The following is a 1999-nucleotide window of genomic DNA, read 5'->3' on the forward strand; positions in this document are numbered from 1 at the left end:
GCGCGAGGAGCTGGAGCGGAGGCTGCCGACCTTCCGGTTGAGCACGAAGCGCAATCGGGACATCGCCGCCCGGCCACCGGGCGCGTACGGGAAGCTGCGGCCCACGAGGCCGGGCGAGTACCTTCTGATGGACACCACACGTCTGGACGTCTTCGCCATGGACCCGATCACGATGAAGTGGGTCCAGGCCGAACTGACGGTCGCGATGGACTGGTACGACCGGTGCGTGTGCGGGGTCAGGGTTACCCCCGTGTCCACGTCGTCCATCGACGTCGCGGCCGTGATGTTCCAGACTTTCCGCCCCCGCCCGGCCGGCAAGGACTGGCCAGCGCACGCTGTGTGGCCCGACCACGGCATTCCCCGCACGGTGTTCGTCGAGCGGAAGGCACTCGAACCGGACGAGGAGAAGCCGGAGGAGGCCAAGAAAGGCGGTGTCGCGTCGCCTGCTCTGGTGCCGGAGACGATCGTCGTCGACCACGGCAAGCCCTTCATCTCGGAGCACATCACCTCCGTCTGCCAGCGCCTCGGTCTGTCCATTCAGCCGGCCCGCCTGCGAACGGGCCGGGATAAAGGTCCGATTGAAAGATTCTTTAAGACCCTGCGCGAGGGCCTGCTGGAGTCGTTGCCGGGCTACAAGGGTCCGGATCTGTTCTCGCGGGGTGAGCGGCCGGAGGACCAGGCGTTCTTCTTCCTCCACGAGTTGGAAGCAATCATCCGGGAATGGGTGGCCTGCACGTATCACCACAGGCCGCACAGGGGGCTCGTCGACGCCCATGTACCGGGGCTGAGGTTGTCGCCGGCGGCGATGTTCGAGCATGGGATCGCCCGGTCCGGCTACATCGAGGTGCCTCGCGATCCGGCGCTCGGCTTCGAGTTCCTGCAGACCGAATGGAAGCCGACCCACCACTACGGCGTCGAGATCCGCAAGTGCCGCTACAACGGCCCCGGGCTGGACGGCTACCGGGGCGAGACCAGCGAGTACACCGGGCCGAAGGCCAAGGGTCTGTGGCCTGTCCAGGTCGACCCTGACAACATCAACTACATCTACTTCCGGCACCCGGACACGCGTCGCTGGCACACCCTGGAGTGGGAGCACGCCCCGGCTCAGAAGTTCCCGATCAGCCGGGGAGCCATCGAGATCGCCCGGAAGATCGCGGCCGAGAAATACCCGTTCCCCGATGACGAGACCGCGGTCGCCGAACTGCTCGACCGCTGGCACCTGGGCCTTGGGCTGACGATGACCGAGCGCCGTCTGGCTCTGCGCCAGGCCCGCGAGGAGTCCGCCTTCGACCTCCCGGGAACCGTCGAGGACGACGTGCGCATGCTGCCGTCCGTCGCGCGGGTCCTAGCCACCAACGCCGAGGCCGAGGAGGACGACGCAGAGGAGGCGGAGGCCGAGCCGTATGAGGGCCTGCTGCCCGGTGATGACGACGAGGACGACGGGGACTTCTACGCCGACGCCCTGGAGGACGCATGATGCAGCCCCGCCCCGACACTCAGTCGCTGGACAACCTCACGCTCTCCCGCAAGGAGGGCCTCAAGGCCCTGGCCGAGGCACCCAAGCGGCAGCCGCCGGAACTGCTCACCCTCAAGCAGAAGGCGGCCCTGGGCGAGGGGGTACTGCTGCAGTACGAGCAGGAGCGGAGTATCTGGCACGCCAACCTCGGCCCGATCGGGACGCCCCAGCTCAAGGCGCTCCACGAGGACTTGTGGGACATTCTCGCGAGCAACCAGCAGGACGGCGACAAGGCCAAGGGGGCCGTGGCGGTGGACGCCTTTCCCGGGCTCGGCAAGACCACCGCGGTGCTGGACTTCGTGCTGAAGTACCACCGGCAGGTCATCGCGCGGGAGGGGGCGTTCACCGCCGTCGGCCACGAGCGATGGCCTGTCTGCCGGGTCGGTCTGACCAGCAACATCGGCATGAAGGAGTTCAACCGGTCGTTGCTGGAGTACTACGCGCACCCTGGCCGCAAGAGCGGCACAGCCGCGCTGTTCGCTC

1 protein-coding gene and 1 pseudogene are annotated in these 1999 nt (G+C 67.5%); both read left to right on the forward strand.

Annotated elements, in window-relative coordinates:
* Window positions 1-1477: DDE-type integrase/transposase/recombinase (locus D7231_RS34495; protein WP_147449869.1), on the forward strand; the 1477-nt coding region annotated here is incomplete at its 5' end.
* A pseudogene (locus D7231_RS34500) lies at window positions 1474-1999 on the forward strand (ATP-binding protein); the annotation flags it as partial. The gene D7231_RS34495 and the pseudogene D7231_RS34500, both read left to right, overlap by 4 nt.

The organism is Streptomyces klenkii (assembly GCF_003626645.1).
GTDB lineage: Bacteria > Actinomycetota > Actinomycetes > Streptomycetales > Streptomycetaceae > Streptomyces > Streptomyces klenkii.